Consider the following 18,869-nt stretch of genomic DNA (forward strand, 5'->3'; position numbering starts at 1 on the left):
TGGCCCTCCGCCTGCTGGGATCTGGGGCTGTCTGGTTCGCCGTTCCGTTTCTGCCTGGTTGGTCGTGGACGGCCAGCACTTATTCATGGTTCGGGGTACGACCTGATGAAGTCGACTTTGGTGCGAACTTGTTTGAAAAGCTCCTCCTGGACTAGCGCGGTGGTCATCTTAGGACCTCGGCAAATATCACCAAAGCCGGGGCAGTTTCGCTTTTTCCAGGGCGTAGGGCGGGGCGGACCGCTAGATGCATGATTCTGGGGCACCGAAATAGGTTGAAAGCCGTCGTGCCCCATCGCAGGCCAAGTCGATGATGCTAGGTGAGGAATCCGGCTGATGGAGGATGCCGTCTCGTAGGCCGCTGACCGATAGGGACGCCATCACATGGCCGCGGTGATCAAAAATTGGGGCAGCGACGGCGGCCATTCCCATGGTTACTTCGTCGTCGCTCAGGGCGAAGCCGGCATCGCGGATTTCTTTGAGCTTTCCATAGAATTCTGCTCGGGAACGCGCGCCGAGACTGAAGTCCGAGCTCTGGCCCACGACGGCAGCGTAGTCTTCCCAGGACTTGGGGGTGTCGAAAGCCAACAAAGCGCGGGGTGCGGCGCCGAGATGCAGGGGCAACGAGCTTCCAAGGGCCAGGCGGCGACTGTTCACTCGCTTACCGTCTATCCGCTCGATGCATACAGCACGGGTACCGCTCCTGATGCAAAGGAATACCGTTTCCCCGGTTGCATCGTGGATTTCGCGAAGCACAGGGAGCGCAGCCCGCCGCAAATCCAGTTGGTTCAACAGATTCCCCGCGAGGGAGATCATCTTACTGCCGATTCGATAGGAACCGCGGTGGCCAAGCTGTTCTACCCAACCGGTCTCAACAAGAGTTCCCAACATGCGGTAGACGGAGCTGATGGGTTCGCCTATGAGGTCGGCGAGCCTCGCCGAGGTTGAGACGCGTTCGACAGCCAGCGCATCCATGAGGGAGCTGGCCTTGGCCAATACCGAATCGTTCGATGCGGGGGCATTGAACTCATGGGCGGTCGGGAGCGGCTTGAATTCCGCCATGAGATCGGTCAGGGTCTGCGCGGCAGCCGCGAGAACGGTTTTTGCTTCTTCCTGCTGGTTGACGACTTGGTCGACCAGACCCGCTGCTGTCAGGGCACCGAAGATGCTGCCGTCCGCGTTGAATACGGGAAATCCCAAGGCCGCGATCCCGTCAACAACCTCGTTGGATTCCATTCGCCAACCATCGCGTTTGGTGTCGGCGACCAGTTGGCGGAGTGTCTCGGCGTCAACGGGCGTCCTTGACGCCCATTGCGTATAGGGGGCTTGGGCCAGGAGCCCGTCGAGTACTTCGGGGGATTGCCATGCCAGCAGCACATGGGATGCGGCGCCGGCATGGAGTGGAAGGATCCGCCCGGATGAAAGCTCGTGGAGATCGACTTCTGTGGAGTCGACCTGTTCCAAGCAGACGGCGGTGCCGTTGCGCGGTATCCAGAATGCCGCCGTTAGACCAAGCTCGGACTGGATGCCCTCGAGCACGGTATTGAGGGCCGCATGGTCGAGGAGGGCGTCGGTTGCCGCCTCCGCAAACCGCAAGATCCCAATGCCCAATTCAACGAGGCCGCCCGGGGAGCGGCGGAGAATCCCTGACTGTTCCAGCGCGGTGACGATCCGGTAGATGGACGGCCGCGGTTCGTCGACAGCTTTCGCCAGGTCCGCCGGAGTCGAGGGGCCGAGGGCGGACGCTTCATCAACCACTTGTGTCGCCTTGAGCACCAGCTGAATGAGCTTGGCTGTCTGCGTCATGGTTGCACCCCTCGAATCGAACTGCCTCGCGCCCCAAGCGACATGAATCGAGGGACCGGGCAGGATGTCGCCTTTCATGAACAACCTGTCCAGTATATGCGACTTGCAGTCGAGGGCGACTGCGCTACGCCCATTTCGCCGCGATCCCTTAATGCCCCATTGGAGCACCCATGGGTTTGGTGTTGGAAGCTATGAAACTTCCAGGCCCGCACCGGCATAGGCGGTCCTGGCACGCGGCCCGGTGAGGAAGCGGATGAGTGCTTCAGCTGCCGGTTTCCCGGCCGCCGGCGCTGCGAGGGCAATTGAGAAGCTGGTGTAGTGCTGGACGGGGTCCGGCAGCGGGCCAATGACCCGTGCGCCGGGTACGTGCAGGAGTTCGCTTATCTGCTGGACGGCGAGGTCTGCGCGTCCGTCGATGACGGCTGCCGCGGTGGGTCCGTGGTCGATGAGCGTGGCTCGCGAATTTACCTCCTCGGCAATGCCGAGCTTCGTGATCAGGGTCTGGAAGTACAGCCCGCTGGGGCTGTTGCGTGAGTAGGCTACGGAGCCGGCGGCGGTCAGGGTTCCCGCCAGCGTCCTGACAGTGGAGATGTCCGGCTGTTTCCTGCCGGGGGATGCCGCGATGCCTATTCCGGATTTCGCTAAAGGGACGATTGTGCCGGGCGCCAGAATGCCCGAGGTTGCCAGAGCTTGGAGGGAGCCCGACATGCCGATCATCACGTCCGGTAGTGCGCCGGCGTCGATCCTCTGCACCAACAGGTTGGTTGAGGCGTAGATGATGTCCACGGTGGCACCGATTTCGGTGCTGAGGGATTCCAGACCGAGGCTTTCTACGGCCGACTTGAGTGCGGCGGCGCAGAATAGCGAAACCCTCGGGCTGCCATTGTCATCGGAGTGCATGTGGCTGTCCTTATCCAGGGTCGGGGTATACGGGTGATGCCCGGCGGGTATGTGGGAAGGGGAGTCAGGAAGTACTGTCATTCCCTTGGTGAATACGGTCAGCTCGTGAACCACTGGCAGCTGTGCGCTGCCCGGACCGTGGGTGCAGCGCACCCACGGTCTTACCGGTGGCAGGAGCAGCGGTCTAGCTCCCGGTCGGGGCGAGGACGATGTCGAAGCGGGTTCGGGCCCAGGACAGGCCCCCGAGGTCGCGTCCGTCGGGCGCAGCCGTACCGGGTGCCTGTTCTTCGAAGTTCCTGATGAGGGATTCCTTGACCCCAAAAACGCTGTCATGCTTCAACAGTTCGTCGCCGCGGACGAAGATGTGCGTTACCAATGTCCGCAGGCCCGGCGCGGTGACCATGAAGTGAAGGTGCGAGGCTCGCATGGGTGACCGTCCGACGGCCTCCAGCATTTCCCCCACCGGTCCGTCATGGGGGATCGGGTATGGGGTGGGGGTCAGCCCCCAGAACCGGTAGTTACCATCCGCGTCGCTGAAGAGATGGGCGCGGCCCGACACTCGCTGGTCAGAGTACTGCACGTCGTAGAAGCCGTCCTCGTCGGCTTCCCATACTTCGATTCTCGCATTTGGGATGGGGTTGCCGGCGGTGTCCTTGACACTGCCCTCGACCCAGCATGGCTGGCCGGGAGCGGCGCCGGCGATGTCCCCACCGTTCTCGATTTCCGGTGCGTCCTCGACGAAGAAAGGGCCAAAAACTGTGGCCTCGGTCGCGTTGTCGATGGTTTCGTTGTTGACGGCGATCGTCTGCATCGATGCTCCGAACACGTCGGAGAGCAGGATGAATTCCTGCCGTTTGTCGTCAGTGATGTGGCCGGCCGCCGTCAGGAAGCTGATTGCGGCGTTCCATTCGGCTTCTGTCAGGCGCACTTCACGGATGAAGGAGTGGATGTGCCGGGTCAATGACTGCATGAGTTGCTTGAGTCTCGGGTCCTGGCACCTTTCGAAGGAGTCCAACACATTCTGCACCAATTTCTCCTCGACCCTTTGCTGGGCCTCGGAGACGGGGTGCGGGCCTGAATGAGAGCCGGTTTCAATGACTCGGGTCTGGTTGGTCACGATTGGTTCCTAGCTGTACGTGGTGGGCGTCGGTGGTGGTGCCTGTTGGGAGGGGTGGCGATGGGTCGGTTCTCTAGGCGCGGACAAGGGGCTGGGATGCGTCGTCGAGGTCCTGAAGTTCGGCGTCTGTGAGTCTGATGTCCATGGCCTCCAGCAGCGGGGGTACCTGCCCGGTGGTCCGCGCACTGGCGATGGGGGCGACGACCCCGGGTTGTGCAGCCAACCATGCGAGGGCGATGGAGGCGGGCTGGACATTATGGTTCGATGCCACGAGGCGCAGAACGTCCAGCACCCTGAGTCCTTGAGGCGTGAGGTACTTCGAGGCGTCGGCGGCTCGAGGACCCTCGATCGTTGCCGTGCCGGCATATTTTCCCGTCAGGAAGCCGTGTGCCAGGGAGTAGTAGGGCATGACCGCCAGGCGGTGGGTGATCGCCAAGGGCAGGATGCCTGCTTCGATGCCCCGCTCCATGAGGCTGTATTGGGGCTCCAGCGCGACAGGCGTATGGAATCCTTCCCGCTCGGAGATCCTCAGCCATTCCTCGATCCGCTCTGCTGAGTAGTTGGAGATCCCGATGGACCGCACCTTTCCTTCGTCCACGAGCGAGGACATCGCAGCGATGCTGTCGGCCAGGGGTGTCCCGGGGTCATCGAAGTGCGCGTAGTAGATGTCGATGGTGTCGACACCGAGGCGGGTGAGGGAGCCATCGACGGCGGCACGGATTGTGTGGGGGGCCATCCCCTGGAGTTCGGGGTGGTGACTGACCTTTGTTGCCAGCACGAGGTCATCCCGGTCCGAACGGCCGGCCAGCCACTTGCCGATGATGGCTTCGGACTCGCCGCCGGAATTTCCCTCTCCCCAGAAGGAATAGGAATCGGCGGTGTCCAGGAAATTCCCGCCACCATCGAGATAGGCATCGAGGATCGAGTGCGAGGTCGCGGTGTCGGCGGTCCAGCCGAAAACGTTGGTGCCAAGCGCCAGAGGAGATACTTCGATTCCTGGGGCGATGGTCCGCATGGTGGGCAAGGTCGATCTCCTAGGTAGTTCTGCGGAACGGAATTCCGGATGTTCGATGTTCAGGCGGAGGGGTTGGAGCTTGGCGGCTTTCCTGCCCAGGCGGCGTTCAGGATTCCCACGACGTCGTCGTACGTGATTGGGCGCGGGTTGCCGTAGGAGCGGCTGGTTACCTCTTCGGCGATTCGGGGGATGTCCTCTTCCCGCATGCCAAGTTCCGCGAGGGACCGTGGCGCGTTAAGCTCGCCGGCGATCTCCCACAGCCGTTCGGCCGGATCGGCTGCGCCGCCCAGCGCCCGTGAAAGGGCTGCGGTGGCCTCTGGTGCTGCGGGCTGGTTGAAGCTGAGGGCGTGGGGGAGCACAACGGTGTGGGTTTGGGCGTGCGGAAGGTTGAGGGTTCCGCCCAGCGCGTGGCACAGCTTGTGGTGCAGGGACATCGTGGTGGCGCCCAGGCACGCGCCACACAGCCAGGATCCGTAGAGGGCGTTGCTTCTGGCCTCTGGGTCGGAGGGATCGGCGACTATCGCGGGGAGAGCGGCGGCGAGGGCTTTGACGCCTTCCTCGGCCATCAGCGAGATGACCGGCGTGGCGTCCGGGGCATAAAGGGCCTCGACGGCGTGTGCGATTGCGTTGATGCCGCTGGTCACCGACATGGAGGCTGGCAGTGTTGCCGTCAGTTCGGGGTCGTAGACGACACTGCGGGGCAGTACCCGGGGGTCGCGGCCGGTTTCCTTACGCCCGTCGGTGGTGAGGCCCCACACGGGGGTCATTTCGGAGCCGGCGTAGGTGGTGGGCACGGCGACGATCGGAAGGCCGTGCTTGAGTGCGATTGCCTTGCCGAGTCCGATGGCTGATCCACCGCCGACGGCGACGCAGCCGTCGGCGCCGACCCTTGCAGCCTCGTCGCTGGCGCGTTGGGCGACCTCGTTGGGGACATGCATGACGGCTTCGGGCAGCACACCCACGCAGCGGTCACCCAGTGCCTCGGCCACCCGCTGGCCGGTCTCCTCCTGTTCGGGGGAGCAGAGGACCAGGACCCGCTTGAGCCCGATCTGGTCGAGTTCCTCGGGGAGGGTCGAGAGTGAGTTGGCGCCGAACCGTACCCGCATGGGAAGGGCTTCGTAAACAAACTGGCGAGTCATAGGGGTGAGCTCCTTTGTAGATTCTTTTCGGTGAACATTGTGCGCAGGCGGGGTGTCCCTGAAAGGGTGGGGCGGGCGGTCAGCGTGAGCCGGCGCGGCGCTTGTTGTAGATGTCGAATGCGACGGCCAGCAGCAGCACCAGGCCCTTGATCACGGACTGCACGGACTGGTCGATGCCCATCAGCTGCATGCCGTTGCTCATGACGGCCATGATGAGGCCGCCCGCCATGGCCCCGGCCACTTTGCCGACGCCGCCGGTGACGGCGGCGCCGCCGATGAAGGCTGCGGCGATCGCATCAAGTTCGAACATGTTGCCGGCACCGGGCTGGGCGCCGTTGGAGCGCGAGGAGAACACGATGCCGGCCAGGGCCGAGAGGAGTCCCATGTTCACGAAAATCCAGAAGTTAACGGTGCGGACCTTGACGCCTGAGAGGGCGGCCGCGACCACGTTGCCGCCGATGGCGTACACCTGGCGACCGAAGACGCTTCGCTGCATCACAACGCTGTAGGCCAGGATCAGGATGGCCAGCATGATCAGGACGATCGGCATGCCGCGGGCCGTGGCCAGCTGCCAGGCGAAGGTCATGACCGCGACGGCGACGACGACGATTTTCGCGATGAACAGCGGGAAGGAGGGGACCAGCTGGTTGTAGCTGATGAGCGCCTTGCGGGTGCGGTACTGGCTGAATGCGTAACCGGCCACCGCGATGGCGAAGATGACCAGGGTGAAGACGTCGTAGCCGGCGCCGCCCAGGAGCCCGTTGAGGAAGCCCGAGGCGATCTGGCCGTACTCGGCAGGGAACGGGGAGAGCGAGACGTTGTCCAGCACCACCAGGGTCAGGCCGCGGAACAGGAGCATGCCTGCGAGGGTGACGATGAAGGCCGGGATCCCGACGTAGGCCACCCAGTAGCCGTGCCAGGCCCCGATGAGCAGGCCTGTTACGAGGGCGGCGATGACGCCCACCCACCATGGCTGGCCGTATTGGATGACGACCACCGCCGAGACAGCTCCGGTGAGGGCGACCACGGAGCCGACCGAGAGGTCGATGTGGCCGGCGATGATCACGATGACCATGCCGATCGCCAGGATCAGGATGTACGAGTACTGGAGGACGATGTTGGTGATGTTTCCCGGTCCGAGCGAGGCTCCGCCGGTCAAGACTCCGAAGAGCGCGACGAGCGCTACGAGTGCGACGTAGATGCCGCTGGTGCGCATGTTGCGGGTGAACAGTTCGCGGATTTCGCTGGTGCCTGCGGTGACGACTGATGCGGGAGGCGAGGCTTTCCCTTTTTGGGATCCCTTGGGGGCTGTCATGGTCATGCGATGAGTTCCTTGTCTTTGGTCATGAGTGTCATGAGGCGTTCCTCGGTGGCATCGGCCGCCGGCAGTTCCCCGGTGATCCGGCCTGTCGAAAGGGCGTAGATGCGGTCGCAGGTGCCGAGCAATTCGAGCAGGTCGGAGGAGATGACCACCACTGCTTTCCCGGCGTCCACGAAACTGTTGATCAGCGTGTAGATCTCGAACTTGGCGCCAACATCGATGCCGCGCGTCGGCTCATCCAGGATCAATACCTCGGGGTCGGTGAGCAGCCACTTGGACAGCACGACCTTTTGCTGGTTGCCGCCCGAGAGTTTCCCGACGATGGACCTAACGTTCGGAGCCTTGATGTTCATCGATTTCATCGCGAACTCGGCCGCGGCGGCCTCCTCGTGATGATTGACGAAACCCCAGCTCGACAGCTTGCCCAGTGCGGCGCCGGAAATGTTGCGTGCGATGTCGTCGATGAGGTTGAGGCCAAAGGCCTTGCGGTCTTCGGTTGCGTAGGCAATCCGTGCTTCGATGGCTTCCGCCACGGTGCGGGTCCTGGTTTCCTTGCCGTGCATGAACACCCGGCCCGAGATGTAGCGGCCATAGGACCGGCCGAAGATGCTCATCATCAGTTCGGTGCGCCCTGCCCCCATGAGCCCGGCGATCCCGATAACCTCTCCGGCCCTGACTTCGAAGGTCGCCTGGTCTACTACCAGGCGGTCCTGGGTGGGGTGTCTTACTGTCCAGTCCTCTACCCGGAGCACAACTTCTCCGGGCTTCGAGTCTCGGGAGGGGTAAAACGCTTCCAGGTCGCGGCCAACCATTCCCCGGATGATCCGGTCGACATTGACGTCGGGGTCAGCCATGTCGAGTGTTTCCACGGTCTTTCCGTCGCGGATGACGGTGGTGTGGTCCGCGATCGCTTCGATCTCGTTGAGCTTGTGGGAGATGATGATCGACGTGATGCCGCGGGTGCGCAAGTCGCGGACAAGGCCGAGCAAGTGGGCGGAGTCGTTGTCATTCAGAGCTGCCGTGGGTTCGTCGAGGATGAGCAGCTGCACCTCTTTGGACAGGGCTTTGGCGATCTCGACAAGCTGCTGTTTGCCGACACCAAGTTGCCCGACCGGCGTAGTGGGTTCCTCGCGGAGGCCCACCGAGTCCAGCAGCACGCCGGCCTCGGCGTTTGTCCTATGCCAATCGATGAGTCCGGACTTGCCGCGGCGCTCGTTGCCGAGGAAGATGTTTTCGGCGATGGACAGGTGGGGCACGAGAGCCAGTTCCTGGTGGATGATCACGATGCCGGCGTGTTCGGAATCCCGGATACCGGAGAAGGAACAGGTTTGCCCCTTGAAGAGGATCTCGCCGCCGTAGCTCCCGGCCGGGTAGACGCCGGAGAGCACCTTCATCAAAGTGGACTTGCCGGCGCCGTTCTCGCCACAGATCGCATGGACCTCGCCGCGCTCCACGGCGAGGGACACGCCGGACAGCGCCTTGACGCCGGGGAAGGACTTGGTAATGGATTGCATTTCCAGGATGTGTTCGACCATGGCACGCCGTCCTATTCAGGGGTCTTGAAGGGAAAGGTTTGGGGAGGGGAGGCGCCAGCGCATGCTGGGCACCCCTCCCGGGGTGCTACTGAAGGCGGCCGGCTTCAACCTCAGCAGCGGTGTAGTAGCCGCTGTCGATCAGAGCGGTTTTGATGTTGTCCTTATAGATCGGCTGAATGGGCACGAGGAACGAGGGGACGATCTTGGATCCGTTGTCGTAGGACTTGGTGTCGTTGACCTCCGGGTCCTTGCCGGCCAGGAGATCCTCTGCGGCACTTACCGCCTGCGCGGCAAGCGTGCGGGTGTCTTTGAAGACAGTGGAGAACTGGACGTCGTCGTTGATCAGCTTCACCGAGGCGACCTCGGCGTCCTGGCCGGTGGTTACCGGCATGGGCTTCTGCCCGGAGCCAAGGGTGGGGCCGTAGCCGGCGTTGCGCAGCGAGGTGATGACGCCGCGGGCGACGCTGTCGTTAGGCGTAAGGACTCCGTGGAGCGCGGGCCCGCCTGTGTAGCTGGCGGTCAGCAGGTTATCCATGCGTTCCTGGGCCTTCTGCTGGGACCAGTTTTCCGTGGCGACCTGGGCGAGCTTGTTCTGCCCTGACGTGATGACGAGCGTGCCGTTATCGATGTACTTCTGCAGGACGGACATGCCTCCGTTGAAAACGAACGTCGCGTTGTTGTCGTCCAGCGAGCCGCCGAACAGTTCGATGTTGAACGGGCCCTTCGCGCTGCCCTCCGAACCATCCTTGTTGAGTACGCCCAGGCCAATGAGGAGCGATGTTGCCTGCTGGGCGCCGACCTTGAAGTTGTCGAAGGTGACGTAAACGTCGACGTCAGCGCTGTTCCGCACGAACCTGTCGTAGGAGACGATCGGGATGTTTGCGCCGGCAGCTGCCTGGAGCTGAGGGGTGAGCGCCGTCCCGTCCAAAGGCGCCAGGAGCAGAAGGTCAGCGCCCTGGGTGATCATCTGGTCAACCTGTTGCTGCTGGGTGGGGATGTCGTTGTTGGCGTACTGCAGATCCACCTGGTAGCCGATCTTTTCGAGGCCCTCCTTGATGGCAGAACCATCGGTGATCCACCGTTCCTCGTCCTGGCTCGGCAGGGAAACGCCGATCCGGGTGTCTTTGGGCGCTGCGGGAGATCCGTTGGATCCGTTGCCGCCGCCCGCGCCGCCGCCGGCACACCCCGCCAGTACCAGTGAAGCCGCAGTAGTTGCAGCGATCAGGAAAATTTTCTTTTGCACCGTTCTCCTCCTTTGGAGCCCGAGTGGCCCTTGGGGCCACTTCCGCACGTCGTAGTTGCCGCGCTTAAGTTTTGTCTGTGATGGCCAGCACCTAGTGCTGTACAATGGACAACATGTTCGCACAGTACCACCTAAGAAAGCTAGTGGTGTTCTGCATTACATTCGGGCAGCGTCAGCCGCGCCCAGGGTGATGCAAAGTGGTGCGACCGTATGGAACAGGGATTCGGACCACGGTCCGGCCCAGCCGCGTGGCCGGGAAGTACAAGCGCTAGCGCCCTGCAGGGCAATGGAAGAGTCGGTCAATGAGCACCATTCAGTTGTTGAAGAAGGCCAGCCAGATGGTGGACGAACTTGCCCGCATCGGGCAATCGACGCCGGCGGAATTGGCGAAGGTCATCTCGGAGCCGCGGCCAACCGTCTACCGCATCGTTGCTGCGTTGGAACAGGCCAAACTGGTCCGTTCGGCGGGCGACGGCAGGCTTGAACTCGGTACGGCCATCCTCAAGCTTGGCGACGCGGCGGCCGACGCCCTCGTCGATCGGGCCGAGCTGCATTCCCAGCTGCGCTGGGTGCGCGGGCAGTTGGGTATGAGCGCGTACTTCTGTGTCCTGCGCGAGAACGGAGCGGTGTGCCTCGACCAGGTTGAAGGTTCCGACGTCACCTTGCTTGACCTGGCCCCGGGGCGCACCATTCCGCTTCATGCGGGGGCAGCGTCCCAGGCCCTTCTTGCTTCGGCCTCCGCGGAATTTCAGGCAGCCGTGCTGCAGAGTGGCCCCTACGGGCGCATCGCATCACAGACGCCCCTCACTGCCGAGGCGCTGAGAAAAAAGATCGAGCAGGCGGCCGTGCGCGGGTGGAGCGTCGAGGACAGCGAAGTAACAGAAGGTGTCGCCTCGGTTGGTGTCCCGGTCTTCCGACGCGACGGCAGCCTGCTGGGCGCCGTAGCCGTTGCCGGACTTCGGGGAAGTGTTCTGGGCCACGAGGCGATCGCCAGGCAAACGCTGGATGCCGCCGCGCAGGCCATCACAGCGTTTACGGCCGAGGATGGCGCCAATGACGCCAGGGATACCGCCGGATCGGAAGAGCCGCAGGGGTCCGAGCGGGAAGCTCCCCGGACTCCCGCCGTCATCGCCAAGGCCAGTGCTCTGATGGCGGCGCTGGCGGAAGAGCGGATCGCCACCTCGGCCCGGTTGACCGAACTCCTCGAAGAGCCTGTAAGTTCGGTCTACCGCATGCTAGCCACTTTGGCGGAAGCGGGCTGGGTGGAACAGATCGGTCACCGTGGGGCCTACCGCGTTGGCAGCAAGCTGGTCGCGCTCTCGGGCGAGTTCTCCCGTCGGGCAGATATCCGGCGGGCTGCAGCCCCGATTCTCCGGGCAATCCATGAAGCAACCGGCGAGACAACCTTCTTGTGCATCCGGCGCGGCACGCGGGCCGTTTGCATCGACCGTATCGATGGGATTCGGGTTAACAGCCGTGTCCTGCAGCTAGGGGAGTCACTTCCGCTGCACGTCGGTGCTGCGCCCCGGGCGCTCCTTGCATTTGAGGGGCGTGAGTCATGGGAGGAATACGCCGCGATCGCAGCCAATACCGGCGAACCATGGCTGCGGGGGCGGTCCCGGTCTGAGTTCTACGCGGAGCTCGAAGAGATCAAGGAGCATGGCTTCGTGCTCAGCGATAACCAGGTGACCCCGGGCATAGCCGCCGTCGGCGCGCCCATCTTCAACCACCGCGGTGAAGTGGCCGCCTCGCTGTCGGTTAGCGGAATGCGCGAAGGGCTCCTCGCGCCCCCCGACGGGGATCCTATAGCTGAACTCGTTGTCCGGGGAGCGCGGGCGCTGTCAGACTATCTGGGCGCCCCGCCCTTCCCGGCCGCGAATGACGCCGATGTGTTTCGCGCCATAGTTGACCGCGCATCCCCGGCATGACATGATCTGGACAGCTTGTCCATTAGATGACACCAACTTGGCGCCCTGTATTTCCCTTCCACCGGAGCAGAGACAGCGCTGGCCAACCAGCACAACCACACAACATCCCGACCGAGCCGCAGGCTCAATCGACAGGAGACAATGCCTTGAAACCGATTGTCGTAGGACTTCTGGGAATAACTCACCCGCACGCCTCAGCCAGGGTTCGCGCCCTGCGAGAGATTGAAGGAGTCGAAGTAGTCGCCGCTGCCGACGACGACCCGCGCCTGACATACTTCACCGAGAAATACGGCGTGGAGGCCCGGACCATCGACGAAGTGCTCCAGGACGACCGCATCGACGCGGTCATGGTTCACTCCAAAAGCAAAGACATGGTCCCGCATGCACTCCGGGCGCTGGCGGCCGGGAAATCAGTCGTCGTGGAAAAGCCCGGCGGCGGTACCGTCGAGGACCTTCTGCAGCTTGCCCAGGCCGAAGCGCAGGCCGAGCCCGGCCTGGTCGTACAAGTGGGCTACAACGTGCGGCTGGCCCGGTCCATCGGCCAGGCGAAGGAGCTGATCGAAGCCGGCGTGATCGGGGATGTGGTCAGTGTTTCTGCCCGAGGCGCCGCGCTCGTGGGCGAACATCTCACCGCGCACCTCAACCAGCCGGCAGACATGGGCGGGGCGCTGTGGATCATCGGATGCCACATGCTCGACTCCCTCGTGCACATGTTCGGCGCCCCGGACTCCGTCAACGCCCGCGTGCACAAGTCAGCCCGCCTCTCCGACGAAACCAGCCGCGAGGACTCCGCAGCTGTCCTGCTGAACTACCCTGACATGTCCGTGACATTCAGTTTCGACGGCCACGATCGTCTTGAGTGGTTCGAGAGCTCACGTATTTCCGTGTATGGCACCGCCGGCATGATCGAGATCGGCATCCTCCCGCAGAAACTTCGGGTCTATGTCGACCAGGACCGTGTAGGATGGAAGGCCGGCTGGACCGAATGGACCGAAAGCTACTTCACGCCCCCGTTTGCCCGCACCGAGTCGAATAAGTTCTCCGAGCTGCCCGAGCTGGAGAACATCAGCAACTTCCACCCCGAAATGCGCGGTTGGGTCGACAGTATCCGCACCGGTTCTCCGGTTGTGGCACCCGTCGCGGATGCACTGGCCGTCGCCCAGATTGTCGACGCCTGCTACCGCTCAGAGAAAGAGCTGGGAGCCTCCATCGAGGTGGAATCAGCATGACCAAGGAGAAAACGATGACACCGCAGCTGATTGCATCCTGTTGGATCAGCGCCGGCGATGCCGCACCGGGGCGCCCGGACGAACGCAGCCCCCTGCCAATCGCCGAGCGCATCGCTTCCATCGCGCAGACCGGATGGTCCGGCGTCGGACTCGTCCACGCAGACCTGGTCCATGCCCGCGACACCATCGGGTACGCCGAACTCTCGCGCTTGATCCGGGAGGCAGGCATCGACATCGTGGAGGTCGAGTTCCTCAACGGCTGGTGGGCCACCGGAGCCGAACGCGCCGAATCCGACGTCCATCGTGCAGAGCTTTTCGAGGCAGCCAGCGCCCTGGGTGCCCGGCACATCAAGGTCGGCGCCGGCATGGCGGATGACCCGCTTCCGCTCTCGACCATTGCCAGCGCCTTCTCCGACCTCGCAGATGAGGCCGCCGAATCCGGCATCCGCCTGGCACTGGAGGCGACGCCCTTCTCCCACCTGCGCACCACACAGGAAGCGGTCAAAGTAGTCACCCAGTCCGACAGCCCCGCTGCTGGACTCATGATCGACATCTGGCACACCTACAGGGGCGGCCTGTCGCACAACGACCTGTGGGACGTCGTACCCATGGAAAGGGTTGCCGCTGTTGAGATCGACGACGGCTACAAGGACGTCGTCGGCACCCTCTTCGAGGACACAATCAACAACCGCGCCTACTGCGGCGAGGGTGACTTCGACACCCGCACGTTCATCCAGCGGACCCTCGACGCCGGGTACCAAGGTCCGTGGGGCGTTGAGATCATCTCGGCAGAACACCGCAGCCTCCCCCTCACCGAAGGCCTCAAACGGGCTTACGAAACCGCGATCGGCTGCTTTCCCGGCGCACAGCACCAGCGCTGACAACCCGGCTCGCCTCACCAACCATCTTGAAAGGTTCACACACCATGTCTAAAGACCGACGCCTGCGTCTGGCCCTGTTCGGCTCCGGCCGCATCGGGCAGGTACACGCCCGCAACATCGCAGCCCACCCGGACATCGACCTCGTCCTCATCGCCGATCCCTTCATTGACGGGGCACGCCGGCTGGCAGAGGACACCGGCGCGCGGGCGGTGCAGGACCCCGAGGAAGTCTTCGCCGAAACCGGACTCGACGGTGTCATCATCGGCTCGCCGACCAGCACCCACGTCGACCTTATTTCACGCTCGGTCGCCAAGGGCCTCGCCGTCCTCTGCGAAAAGCCCATCGACCTGGACATCGACACGGTCCTGGCATGCCGCGAACAGATCAAAGACTCCAACGTTCCAATCATGCTCGGATTCAACAGACGCTTCGATCCTTCCTTCGCCGCCGTTCGGAACCGGGTCGAGGCGGGCGAAATCGGCAAGCTCGAGCAGCTCACCATCACAAGCCGCGACCCGGAACCCGCCCCACGCGACTACATCGCCGGCTCCGGCGGCATCTTCAGGGATATGACAATCCACGACCTGGACATGGCACGTTCCTTCATCCCGAACATCGTCGAGGTCACGGCCGTAGCGTCCAACGTCTTCAGCGAAGACATCGCTGAGCTCAACGACTTCGATTCCGCAGTGGTGACACTACGCGGCAGCGGTGGAGAGCTGATCACCATCACCAACTCCCGTCACTGCGCCTTCGGCTACGACCAGCGGCTGGAAGCCTTCGGCGCTAAAGGCATGCTCTCCGCCGGTAACGTAGCACCGACAACCGTGCGGAAGTCCGGTGCCGCAGGAACAGACGAGGCAGACCCCTACCTCCCGTTCTTCCTCCAGCGCTACCCCCAGGCCTATCACGCGGAACTGGAGGCCTTCGCCCATTCCATCCGCACGGGATCACCCTGTTCACCCAGCTTCGCGGACGGAGTGTCCGCCCTGGTCCTGGCGAACGCGGCGGCCGAGTCTGCCGCCACCGGAAAGTCCGTGAGCGTCGTGGAATTCTAGTCCTGCCGGACGGAGGCTTTCCTTGCACCACTGCAAGGGAAGCCTCCGGCCCAGGAGACCGCCGTCCCAAGGACTGAACGTTCGATCAGATCACCGCCCATCATTCAAGATGGCCCAGCATCTCATCGGAGATATAGGAGACGCATGACAGCCAAAGGATGGGCCTACAAGGTCCAAAAAGGCGACTTTGTAGCTAGTGCAAAAGAAGGCGGGTCTCCGGTTCGCGGGGAAGTGGAGCAGGCAGCACCGGAGATCGGTGTCGTGTGGATCCGCGAAAATGAACTCGGGGAGCGACGCATGCTGCTGATGTCGGATCTCGTCCCGGAAGTATCGTGGCGGGACCGTTAGTGACGCCTCCGGTGATGGATGTCCGTTGGTATCGGTGAAAGAGCCAGGGCGCTGCCTTCTTCATAGACGCGACTTGATGACGACCGACCAAAGCCTGGAGACGGGCAAACACCAAGCGAAGCGGGGGCAACTCCTCATCTGCCCTTCTCGCTGACCCTAGCTGCTCCTATCGGACCCTGATGTCCCCTTAACGCAGCGGGGTCTGCAGTCATGTGGCTCGCTACCGTCAAGAACCCGCACCAACAGTGTGACTCTGTGGGGAGCGCGGCGGTCGTTCGGAGTTGCTTGGAATGGGGCAAAAAGAGAGTGTGGACAATGTCCACACTCGTGGCTTCGGACTGAGCCGTACATCGGCCGGACTCGCCCGGATTCCGCATGTTTTCGGGAGTTCCCAGTGTTTGGAGGGGCCGGAACCCGGTTCGAGTCCCACCTTGGGCACGCAGAACCCCTCGTCAGAGGGGTTTTTGCTTTAATGTGTGGACATTAAGCCTCCGCGGGTCCCTCTGACGCTAGGTGGGCGGGCTGTGGCCTGGCCGCCGCGGTGGCCTGTTCAGTTGTGGGGGTGGCGGGTTCGGGGTCCCGCCTGCTGGGATGTGGGGTTATGGGTCGTCCTTCTTGCTGTTCCGGAGGCCAGTTGTTGGCCGTCACTCATTCATGGCCAAAAGTTGTGGTGACGACATGACGAAGGCGAAATCTCGTGGACAATCTTCCGTGGATAGCTGCTTTCTGCGCACCAGCCAGAGTGCGTTCATCGCGTGTTTGTCCGGTCAAAGGGGGTGTGCACATTGTGCGCACTTTCGTGCACGGGCGACTTTTGGACCTGCATTTTGGTCCCTTCCTCCTGGTTCTGCCTTCACTAGTTCATTGAGTTCTCTGTTGCAGGCGACATGACTTTGCGGCTTGGATCGTCGGTGTCGGCGGACGAGCCGGGTCTAGCGGGAAAGTTTCTGGGGTATCAGACGCTGTGGCGTTCCACCCGGCGGCAGATTGCAGGTGTGCGGGATCCGGACTCTTCTTCCGGGCAGCCCTGGTTTGGTTGATCCACCTGAGTTTGGCGCCCCGAGCTGGCAACGCTGCTGACTTTCCCTTGCGCGGAGCATACGCAGGAGTGGAGTTCCGATCCGGACGGGTGGGACGCGGCGGTGGAGGACTGGCTCCGGAACGGCCCGCCGTCGTCGTCCCTATCCGTATAGCTGCGCGGCTAGGAGGCTTCGAGGCCCCGGGGCCGGAAGGCCCGGTCCTTGTCCATGTTCCAGCCGGCGACCATTCCGGAGCCGATCATGAGGTCGCTGAGCCTGGCCAAACGGTAGGCGGGGTCGGCTTCGAGGGCGAGTTGCAGGAACTGGTGGGCTTTGCTGCCTCTGCCTTCCCACCAGTTGACGAAGGCGATGGCGGTGAGGATGGGGGCCGAGTGTTTGGTGCTGCTGTGCGTGTACGCGTGGAGCAGCAGTTGCTGTGCCCATTCGACCCATGACCACTGGGGCCCGCCGTGTGTTTGGGCCAGGAGAACCCGGTCCATCGGTTCATCGGTTCCCGGGATGTCAGCCATGAGTTGGTCACGGATGGCGGGGGCCTGGAAGTTGGCAATCAGATTGATGGTCTCATCGTCGTCCGGATAGGAGATCGCGTCGAGCATGCCGTCCCAGAGCGTCCTGGCTTGCTCGAGGGCCTCGCCCGGGTTCATCCTGTGTATTGCTTTCACGCGGTCGTCGACGGCGTCTCCTGTGCGGCCTTCTTTTGTGGAGGTCGGCAGGGTGATGTGGTTTGTCGGTGCGATGGTGCTGCCGCGGTAGACGAATTCGGCGTTGATCTGGCTGGACTGGGTCGCTTTCAGGGGCAGTGTCAGTCCGTCCTGGGGGTCGCCGTCGTACGGGGACACGGTGTTGTCGCCGACGAGGAGTCCGTCGCGGATGGTCATTCCGCGTTCGGCCAGCGCACAGGTTAGTGCTGCGATGGTTGCTGCGTGCGGCTTAGGCTGCCCGGGTTTCTGGGGCTCGGAGGTGTACACGGCGAAGAGCACGCTGGCGGCGCTGGTGTCGTGGGCAAGGTAGTCGGCCACGGTGCGGGCGTAGCTGAGTCCGCCCTCGCGGGTGGGGAGGTCAACTCTGAGCGTTGCGTCGACGCGGTTGGCGTCCAGGGTGATGCACACGAGGCTTTCGTGCGGCCAGAACCCGAGGGTGTGCCCTACGAAACTGAGGACGTCGGCCGGGGTTTTGATGGTGAGCGGTTCCATGATCCTTCTCCTTCGGCGGCTGGCGGGCACCGGATGTGTCTGTCAGATGTGTGCGTCGTTCTGATACATGGAGTCACCGCTGGGTGTGAGGGTCTGGAACGCAACTTGGGGAACCGGGAGCGATTCAAAGTTTCGCGAGGAAATAAGCGTCGAAGGAGCGCCGAACGAGACTTTGGATTGTTACCGACGCGTTGCGCCCTGGTTGCGTGGAGGACCCGCCCAGCGATGATGGGGATCAGAATGACGTTGCTTCTGGTGGTTCATGGACGTGGGGGAGTGGGGCGGCATGACGCGGTAAAGTGCCACACGTCGGCACGAATTCTTCTGCGTGCGTAGGCTTTCACTGGGTCCGCTGGGCGCCGGTTCGGCCTCGAGGCGTGTCTGTGACGGAGACGTGCTTTCGTCGGGGCTCCCTGCGCCGTTCGGTTAAGAGAAGGTGCTGTCGGTCAAAGGCTTAACAATCAGCCGGAATTCGGATGCCGTCCCCGTCGCGGGCCCTCATTGGCATAATCCCGACCGGCTCGGCTGCCAGTGGCATGCTGGCGAACAACTCATCGAACAGCGGTCTCTGCCACCAATGTTCAATTTGAGGTATTCGATGCGCCGTGAGACTTCAATCGGCCGCAAACTTCTGCTCACCGGCATCGGGCCGCGGCCCTTGAGAGTCGAACCTTGGGGGAGAGGAGCAGTCCACCGTCGGAGCATGATGCTGTTCCCGGAACATACAGCTGTTCAGCGGCTGATATCGAGCCGGTCGGACCATGCGCGCAGCACGTCGGCGGCGAGTAGCGAGCCGATGTGGAGACGCTGCCGGCGTGCTGCGTGCAAGCATCCGAGCGTGGCAGGCAATGGCAGGCCCTGGGACGCAATGTCATTGCCGGCGCGGCAGCCGGCTGTCCCGCGCTCTGGGCATCCGCGCGTACCGGTCAGACCGCTTTGGCGGGCCCTGGGCCCGCTTATGAGGCGGCAGGAGCAACCGGTCTTCATGCGCAACGGAGCCGCATGCCCGGCGTCTCGCGAACAACTCTTTGGTGCGGTGAGATTCGGCCGTCGGATCCACGCAGTGGTCGGGTCTCGGAAACCGCGTCTCGGAACTCGCACTCGCAGCAGCGTAAACAG

Annotated in this window: 14 protein-coding genes; 5 read left to right on the plus strand and 9 right to left on the minus strand. The window is 63.2% G+C overall.

Translation table 11 applies throughout. The annotated features are described in order from the left end of the window. Positions 1-240 precede the first annotated feature (240 nt). From TV39_RS09470 to chvE, 8 genes are all read right to left on the minus strand, one after another. Positions 241-1,803: an IclR family transcriptional regulator gene (locus tag TV39_RS09470; RefSeq protein WP_043481080.1), complete on the minus strand. Its 1,563-nt coding sequence runs from the start codon at positions 1,801-1,803 to the stop codon at positions 241-243. Positions 1,804-1,992: 189 nt separating this feature from the next. Then, positions 1,993-2,703, minus strand: a complete 711-nt coding sequence (locus TV39_RS09475; protein WP_043480952.1) for a substrate-binding domain-containing protein — start codon at positions 2,701-2,703, stop codon at positions 1,993-1,995. Positions 2,704-2,887: 184 nt separating this feature from the next. Continuing rightward, the gene (locus TV39_RS09480) at positions 2,888-3,799 is read right to left on the minus strand and encodes an intradiol ring-cleavage dioxygenase (RefSeq protein WP_043481083.1); all 912 of its coding nucleotides are present in this window, start codon (positions 3,797-3,799) and stop codon (positions 2,888-2,890) included. 94 nt (positions 3,800-3,893) lie between these two features. Next, positions 3,894-4,835 (minus strand): aldo/keto reductase, encoded by a 942-nt coding sequence (locus TV39_RS09485; protein WP_082049640.1) that lies wholly within the window; start codon positions 4,833-4,835, stop codon positions 3,894-3,896. Positions 4,836-4,894: 59 nt separating this feature from the next. After that, on the minus strand, positions 4,895-5,974 hold the full coding sequence (locus TV39_RS09490) for a maleylacetate reductase (RefSeq protein WP_043480955.1): 1,080 nt from the start codon (positions 5,972-5,974) through the stop codon (positions 4,895-4,897). Positions 5,975-6,053: 79 nt separating this feature from the next. After that, on the minus strand, positions 6,054-7,190 hold the full coding sequence (mmsB, locus tag TV39_RS09495; RefSeq protein ID WP_235347336.1) for a multiple monosaccharide ABC transporter permease: 1,137 nt from the start codon (positions 7,188-7,190) through the stop codon (positions 6,054-6,056). A gap of 101 nt (positions 7,191-7,291) precedes the next feature. Then, entirely contained in the window at positions 7,292-8,830 is a 1,539-nt protein-coding gene (mmsA, locus tag TV39_RS09500) for a multiple monosaccharide ABC transporter ATP-binding protein (protein ID WP_043480960.1), read from the minus strand. Between the two features lie 85 nt (positions 8,831-8,915). Then, entirely contained in the window at positions 8,916-10,073 is a 1,158-nt protein-coding gene (gene chvE, locus TV39_RS09505; RefSeq protein WP_043480963.1) for a multiple monosaccharide ABC transporter substrate-binding protein, read from the minus strand. Positions 10,074-10,375: 302 nt separating this feature from the next. On the opposite strand from chvE, the gene TV39_RS09510 reads away from it, so the two are divergent. From TV39_RS09510 to TV39_RS22075, 5 genes are all read left to right on the plus strand, one after another. Further along, complete coding sequence (locus TV39_RS09510) at positions 10,376-12,001, plus strand: IclR family transcriptional regulator (RefSeq protein ID WP_043480965.1); 1,626 nt, start codon at positions 10,376-10,378, stop codon at positions 11,999-12,001. 146 nt (positions 12,002-12,147) lie between these two features. Further along, on the plus strand, positions 12,148-13,230 hold the full coding sequence (locus TV39_RS09515) for a Gfo/Idh/MocA family protein (RefSeq protein WP_200890991.1): 1,083 nt from the start codon (positions 12,148-12,150) through the stop codon (positions 13,228-13,230). Positions 13,231-13,244: 14 nt separating this feature from the next. Further along, positions 13,245-14,111 (plus strand): sugar phosphate isomerase/epimerase family protein, encoded by an 867-nt coding sequence (locus tag TV39_RS09520; RefSeq protein WP_043481089.1) that lies wholly within the window; start codon positions 13,245-13,247, stop codon positions 14,109-14,111. Positions 14,112-14,155: 44 nt separating this feature from the next. Then, the gene (gene iolG / locus TV39_RS09525) at positions 14,156-15,169 is read left to right on the plus strand and encodes an inositol 2-dehydrogenase (RefSeq protein ID WP_043480968.1); all 1,014 of its coding nucleotides are present in this window, start codon (positions 14,156-14,158) and stop codon (positions 15,167-15,169) included. Between the two features lie 144 nt (positions 15,170-15,313). Then, positions 15,314-15,517 (plus strand): hypothetical protein, encoded by a 204-nt coding sequence (locus tag TV39_RS22075; protein WP_144406378.1) that lies wholly within the window; start codon positions 15,314-15,316, stop codon positions 15,515-15,517. 1,201 nt (positions 15,518-16,718) lie between these two features. Here TV39_RS22075 and TV39_RS09530 read toward each other — a convergent pair. Beyond that, a complete protein-coding gene (locus TV39_RS09530) occupies positions 16,719-17,750 on the minus strand; it encodes a DUF4192 domain-containing protein (RefSeq protein ID WP_043480971.1) in 1,032 nt (343 codons plus the stop codon). Between the last annotated feature and the right edge of the window lie 1,119 nt (positions 17,751-18,869).

The organism is Arthrobacter sp. SPG23 (genome assembly GCF_000876655.1).
In the GTDB taxonomy this organism is placed as follows: domain Bacteria; phylum Actinomycetota; class Actinomycetes; order Actinomycetales; family Micrococcaceae; genus Arthrobacter.

Bases quoted from the DNA above. Each gene is read 5' to 3' on its own strand.
- mmsB (WP_235347336.1), bottom strand. From the start codon at position 7,190: ATGCGCACCAGCGGCATCTACGTCGCACTCGTAGCGCTCGTCGCGCTC.
- TV39_RS09530 (WP_043480971.1), bottom strand. From the start codon at position 17,750: ATGGAACCGCTCACCATCAAAACCCCGGCCGACGTCCTCAGTTTCGTA.
- iolG (WP_043480968.1), top strand. From the start codon at position 14,156: ATGTCTAAAGACCGACGCCTGCGTCTGGCCCTGTTCGGCTCCGGCCGC.
- TV39_RS09520 (WP_043481089.1), top strand. From the start codon at position 13,245: ATGACACCGCAGCTGATTGCATCCTGTTGGATCAGCGCCGGCGATGCC.
- mmsA (WP_043480960.1), bottom strand. From the start codon at position 8,830: ATGGTCGAACACATCCTGGAAATGCAATCCATTACCAAGTCCTTCCCC.
- TV39_RS09485 (WP_082049640.1), bottom strand. From the start codon at position 4,835: ATGCGGACCATCGCCCCAGGAATCGAAGTATCTCCTCTGGCGCTTGGC.
- TV39_RS09510 (WP_043480965.1), top strand. From the start codon at position 10,376: ATGAGCACCATTCAGTTGTTGAAGAAGGCCAGCCAGATGGTGGACGAA.
- TV39_RS09475 (WP_043480952.1), bottom strand. From the start codon at position 2,703: ATGCACTCCGATGACAATGGCAGCCCGAGGGTTTCGCTATTCTGCGCC.
- TV39_RS09470 (WP_043481080.1), bottom strand. From the start codon at position 1,803: ATGACGCAGACAGCCAAGCTCATTCAGCTGGTGCTCAAGGCGACACAA.
- TV39_RS09490 (WP_043480955.1), bottom strand. From the start codon at position 5,974: ATGACTCGCCAGTTTGTTTACGAAGCCCTTCCCATGCGGGTACGGTTC.
- TV39_RS22075 (WP_144406378.1), top strand. From the start codon at position 15,314: ATGACAGCCAAAGGATGGGCCTACAAGGTCCAAAAAGGCGACTTTGTA.